Raw genomic sequence first — 5,942 nt, 5'->3', positions numbered from 1 at the left:
AAGCACGGTCGCTTACCTAAAAGCATTTTTCGTCTTGGTTTTGATTTTCTGCGTCATATCATCTTTGACATCCATCTCAATTCCGAGGCTTTCTTCAACTCCATTAAATTTTTGTCCTGTACTTAGTATAAAAAGATAAAAAGTTAAATTTAGCTTTTTATCCTTTAAGCTTTTTATTTTTTATAACTTACTGTAATCAGCAAGGTGTTTTCTTTGCCAGAATGCTATCCAACTAGAGAATCGCAGCACTTACCCACTGATAATTAAATTAAAAGATTTTTTAGTAAAAAGCTAAATTTAGCTTTTTACTAAAAAATCTTTTAATTTAATTATATTTTTGATAAAGTCTAATTAAATTAAAAATTAATATCTATGCTAACGATCGCGATCGCCTCTCTCAGTGGAGGACAAGGCAAAACTACCGCCTCACTAATGTTGGGTCGCCTACTCTCACGTCAAGGTTATCCAACCTTGTTAATTGATGCTGACCCACAACATAACTTAACTACCTACATGGACTTAGACCTCCAAGGAAATCAGCCAACTTTACTAGAATTATTAAAAAAATCTGTTTCCGCAGAAGACGGTATTTACCCTAGCGAAGGTAACGACAATTTATTTCTAATTCCTGCCGATGACCAACTTGATACAGTACAAGACTACCTCTCGAATAGTGGCGTAGGTGCTACCCTCTTGAAGCGGCGAATTGAACCCGTTGCTGATGCTTTTAAAGTTTGTATTATTGATGCCCCACCTCAACGCTCTCAAATCTGTCTCACTGTTTTAGGAGCTGCCGATGCCCTAATCATTCCTGCTGAGGCTTCAGTTAAAGGCTATGGCTCTTTGGTCAGAACATTGGATTTACTGAAAACTCTCCAAGATGTTGGAGCTACAAATGCTCAGGTTATGGGAGTACTCCCCTTTCGCGATCGTTGGATTGGCAAAACTCAAACCCAAGAGAGCCGCTCGGCTGTCGATGGGATGCGAGAAGAAGTGGGAGAAAGTTTTATTCTTCCTTCAATTCGCGAATCCGAACGATACAAGCAAGCCATCAACCGTCGATCTACTTTGGGCGAAATGGGCTACAGCGACTTGGAATATCCCTTTGAAGTTTTAATTGACAAGATCAAAACTTTAGTTAAATAAAAAGGTAAAAAGCTAATTTTATTTATTTGGCTTTTTACCTTTTTATTTTTGTAACATAAGAATTTAGCAACTCTTATGTTACAGTTAAGTTTCAACATATAAAAAGCTAATTTTATCTTTTTAGCTTTTTTGATTTTAGTAAAAACATAAATTTAACAATCACATTAATTATCTAAACACTTAAATACTATGTCTGACAGCGTTTTAGACCGTATTCGCCAAAACCGCCAACGACCTGCGGTAGCTACCAGAGATGACTCTCTCATCACTGGAGTACAATCAGTAGATACAGATATATCCACAAATATGCAGATATTTGAGGAAGTTCTAGCTTCTGATGTAGCCACTAAAGCTATTTATGACAATACCCAAGATACTCTAGGCGAACTCAAAGCAGAGCTAGCCAAAATTCCAGAAACAATCCGACACTCGGCGATTGTTTTGGAAAAAGAAGTCGATCAAGTCTTAACACGCTATTGCAAAGAAAATCGGATCACCATTGAGGTATTTCTGGAAGCCTCTTGGATTCATGCTTCCTCTAATCCATCGACGATGAAAAAAATAGTGGCAGAGGCAAAGCGTCGATATGATGATCGTAAACGAGCTGGCAAACTGCGTCGTTTAATCACCATGATTGAGGGTAGAACTACGGCAAAGCCAAACAAGTAAAAGGTATCAAGATAAGTTCTGCATACCAAAACAGCATCATGTAATTGCATAAATGAGTCCAAATAATTTTAGACGCATTTCATTTGATAACGCCATTGTTACCCACATATGAATCTCTTGCGGAATGTAAGCGGCAAAGAACTCGATAATTCCGAATAAAGTTGATTGAATCGGTGCATTATCAGTCAAAAGTATCTCTGTCGCTCCAGCCCAAAACTCAACTAGGTCTTGATCGTTTGAATTAAGCGATCGCGTATTCACTATATCAATATTTTCAGTTAAATTTTGGATCGTATTGCTATAGAGAAACTTTAATAGCGGATCGATCCACTCAAAATTACGCCGAAACTGACCCCACTTAATCCCTAACCAATCAGCTTTTTGTCTTTGGGACATAGACAGTAAATCAATACCTTTAGCCAAAGCATCATGAGCTAGTTTTGTAATCTGAGACTTGAGAATTTCTAATTTACTCATCGCCTTAGGTGTAATGTCACTAGCGACAATTTTGGTATGGGGAATCTGCCCCAAATCAAAATCAGCCAAAAAATAAATCTGGTCGCCATCCTGAAAGCGATGCCCCGACTTGCGCCCAAAACATTGCTGGACATTAGCCAAGATGTGGCGATCAACAAACTCAGCAAAAGCAAGATCATCCTCATCAGGATGCAAACCTGTTAATACTACATACTCAGATTTAAGAGCCGCAATATTGGAGCAAGGTGTACCTGTCACCACAAGAGTTTTTGCATCAGCAAAATCGTTAGAGCCACGAGAATCACGGAACCAAATTCCATCGGCATTGTCCGCAAACTTTTTAAAGTCAATCACCATTGTCGAAGGATCAATATTTTTAAGATGAGTAGCGATCGCCTCCGCCTTTCTTTGTTGCTCAGCACCACGCTGCATGGTCATGCGTCCGATATCCGTCACTTGAAAAATAGTCGGCATCGGAAAAATCCCTGACTGCTTAACTAGATGGACATCTGCCGCCAACCGCATCTTTAAGTCAGTAACACTAATTGTGGCATCTAGATAAAGATTTGCCGCCGAGCGATGGGCAATATGACGCAGACGAGCATCAAGGAGAGAGACGGTCAGTTTGCCTCGATGAATATGCAGATCGCCATGTGAAATCTTGCCAGCCAGAATATCCAGAAATTCAGGCAGCCATTGTTTCAAGACATCACGGTTAACCATCTGCTCAATTTCCACAGAACCCAGAGTAGTCTCTTGCTTCAGCAAAGCATTGAGCCGAGACAGTTCCCGTTTATCTTTGCCTTTAGCCTGCTCAAACTCAGAATCAGCAATGCCATTAACCGTATCGAGAATTGATAAATCAGGTTGAAGTACATCAGCGAGCAAAGTGAGATCGCCAACTTTAGAAATAAGCTCAAGAAGCTCTGTCTTAATTTTTTGGAAATTCAAACCATACTTAGACTTGTCGGCTAATAAATCATGCAGCTTATTCAGCAAGTTAATAATTTGATGTTTATTTTCTAAATTAGTGCGGGAGATTTTAGCGATCGCCTTGTCAATATCATCCGCATCAACGGAAATCTGACGCATTGTGGATAAACTTTCCGATACTTCCTCCCATACCAGCAAAGTTTTCGAGTAATCATACTGATCGGGATTTGGCAAACTCATGGGATGAGAGCGCAAAATCTTGGAGTTAAAAGCGATCGCCCGTTCATGTCGAAACCCAAACCCATCACCCGAACTACCACGACAAGCATTCAGTAAAGGACAAGTCTCGCAAATAATTTGGGTATCAGAGATCCCTTTTTTCTTTAGAGCCGCGATCGCCCCTGTACGAGAGCAATTAGCTCTGGTGGTAAGAGCTTCACCATGTTGAGCAAGGCGGAGTTTGCCTTTCTTGTTAGTCAAGCCATTGTGACGGGCAGGTAATAATTGCCAATCTTGCAAAGTTGCCGTGGTGACATTTCGAGAGTCACTATATATATAGATAATTTTCTCGATGCCATCACCAAACATCTCAGGACTTAGCGAACCAGCATCATGACTTTTGCCTGTTCCTGTTGCCGAAGCATCGAGGACATGTTTATGGTTTGCTAGAGAATTTTGCCAAGATTTTAATCTTTCCCCTGATGCATATTCATAGTCAGGTGCAGTGTCAGGCGATCGCTTGACATCACTTTTCGGCTTGGATTTAGGAAATAGCTTATCTGATAACCATTGGAGAGGTGACAGTTTCGTTTTGGGTTGATAATTGGCGATCTGAAAAAACTTCTCAACTGACAATAACTCAATATCTGAGCCATCAGACAACTCATCGATATCACAATCTGTTTTGGCAAACTGTCCCCACCAGAGAACATCAACTGCAAAATCTAGGTCAGCCAAGAAATCCAGATTTTTCTCATGGCGACGCATTACTGATGAATTAGCTATGTCACCTGCATCGATCGCATATTCCAGTTTTGTTTGCTCAGAATTTGCGCCAATATCTGCAAGATAGGCAAGTAGAGTTTTTTGGCTAGCCACAAACTGACCACCCGAAGCACCAATGGCAGGACAATTACGCAATTTAGAAGCAAGATAGGGTTTGACTCCCGTACCTTCAACTAAAATAATACGTGCGGGAACACCTTGCAAATTGCCATGAAAAGCAAGTGGCAACTCACCACTACGTTGATGTGTTGCCATGCCAAAAAGTTTATGCCAGCGATATCGCCCCGATGTATTAGCCCGTAATCGGATTTGAGAACCGACAATTTGACCTTGGGGATTACGGAGTGGCAAGATATAGCCAGCTTTTAAGGATTTTGCTCCTAAGTTGATAATTGCTGACTCGGTTAAACCACGCCCCTGTAAATCTGCCTTGTCTAGATCATTTAAAACTAGCTTCAGCAAATAATTTTGATAAAGGCGATCTCGTTGAGCAGCATCAGGCAAATTAGCCAATCCATCTTGCTTTGCCTTTTGTTGAGCCATCCGCAGTTTTAAATTTCTGTCACGACGCTCTTGCCGCTCCGACTCAGACTCAGGACGCTTTCTAACATACTTACCCGCAAAGTAACTGCCATTGGTTTCACCCAGATATTTCCAATCAGGCAGATCGGCATCACTGGGATGGGTCATACACAGAACAAAATCTTGATTGTCCGAGGTAATTCGACATTTACCTGTGATGTCATCGCAGATCGGACAAGGATTATTTGATTTAGTTGGTGAAAACTTTCGGGAAGAATACTGGTTATTTAAGGAGATCACTATTTTAGACCTCCCATGAGCTTGCTAAGGTCGATCTTAAAAAAGATCTGCTCCTGCAAGAGTTGCAAATTTAAAAACATCTAAGTTGTCCTGATTGTAAGAGTTGTAGCGACTTCAATCAGAAAACAGACAGACTTTTTGAATTCAGTTCAATAATCAGTTATTGGTTTTTGCAAAAAATTTTAAAAATTCGCAGCAAAAACTATTGCTAAACTTATATCTTGCGTTAAGATATAAAGAAGCACTGAACAAAATTGCATCTTCAAAGCAACATCTGTCCATTTTCGGATATTTAATTTAAAAACCTTCGGGTTTACAAGAAAGCTGGTGAGGTGGTAGTCACTGGCTTTTTTGTATTTGAAGGGGAAAACTAACTAAGTAATCTCCTGTAAATAAAAAACTGCAATTTAAGCATACAGCGATCGCTCTAGATCTGATCTATAAAAGATCAAAAAAAGATCAAAATTTCATAGATCAAAGTCTGAATAGGTTTGTCTCACTTACATACTGTCATCTACGACACTATTTTTGAGCTGGCAATAGCTGAGCTAACTCTTGGAAGCCAGCAAACTCAGAAGCTTGAGTAACGTATTTGGGTAAATGCAGCATTTTGTCTTGATAATGGCGAACATTTGCTACACCGACCGAAACGGGAAATTTTGCAGGATTAAACATCGCCTCATCATTGGGACTATCGCCAACGGTCAGCACTTGCTGCGAATTGAGTTCAGGAAAATGATTTTTGAGTATGTTATCTAAGCCAACGTGAGTTCGACGCACTAAAAGATGGCAGGAGGAAGAGCAGGTAAGCCTTTGAAGAGAAGATCTAAAGCAGGTTTAGTCTCTCGATATGTATAAGCAACCAACCCAGCTAAAAGGTTGACAAGAAA

At 40.1% G+C, this 5,942-nt stretch carries 4 protein-coding genes; 2 read left to right on the top strand and 2 right to left on the bottom strand.

Features of this window, described 5'->3' with window-relative positions; genetic code table 11:
* Positions 1–372: 372 nt before the first annotated feature.
* The gene (locus VB775_RS15510) at positions 373–1,146 is read left to right on the top strand and encodes a ParA family protein (protein WP_281009872.1); all 774 of its coding nucleotides are present in this window, start codon (positions 373–375) and stop codon (positions 1,144–1,146) included.
* 189 nt (positions 1,147–1,335) lie between these two features.
* Positions 1,336–1,815 (top strand): hypothetical protein, encoded by a 480-nt coding sequence (locus VB775_RS15505; RefSeq protein WP_281009873.1) that lies wholly within the window; start codon positions 1,336–1,338, stop codon positions 1,813–1,815.
* Positions 1,816–1,851: 36 nt separating this feature from the next.
* Here VB775_RS15505 and VB775_RS15500 read toward each other — a convergent pair whose 3' ends face one another.
* Positions 1,852–5,052: a hypothetical protein gene (locus tag VB775_RS15500; protein WP_281009874.1), complete on the bottom strand. Its 3,201-nt coding sequence runs from the start codon at positions 5,050–5,052 to the stop codon at positions 1,852–1,854.
* Between the two features lie 522 nt (positions 5,053–5,574).
* Complete coding sequence (locus VB775_RS15495; protein ID WP_281009875.1) at positions 5,575–5,832, bottom strand: hypothetical protein; 258 nt, start codon at positions 5,830–5,832, stop codon at positions 5,575–5,577.
* Positions 5,833–5,942 lie beyond the last annotated feature (110 nt).

The organism is Pseudanabaena sp. CCNP1317, from assembly GCF_034931345.1.
In the GTDB taxonomy this organism is placed as follows: domain Bacteria; phylum Cyanobacteriota; class Cyanobacteriia; order Pseudanabaenales; family Pseudanabaenaceae; genus Pseudanabaena; species Pseudanabaena galeata.
This window is presented reverse-complemented; position numbering and strand designations above follow the sequence as displayed.

Bases quoted from the DNA above. Each gene is read 5' to 3' on its own strand.
- VB775_RS15505 (WP_281009873.1), top strand. From the start codon at position 1,336: ATGTCTGACAGCGTTTTAGACCGTATTCGCCAAAACCGCCAACGACCT.
- VB775_RS15510 (WP_281009872.1), top strand. From the start codon at position 373: ATGCTAACGATCGCGATCGCCTCTCTCAGTGGAGGACAAGGCAAAACT.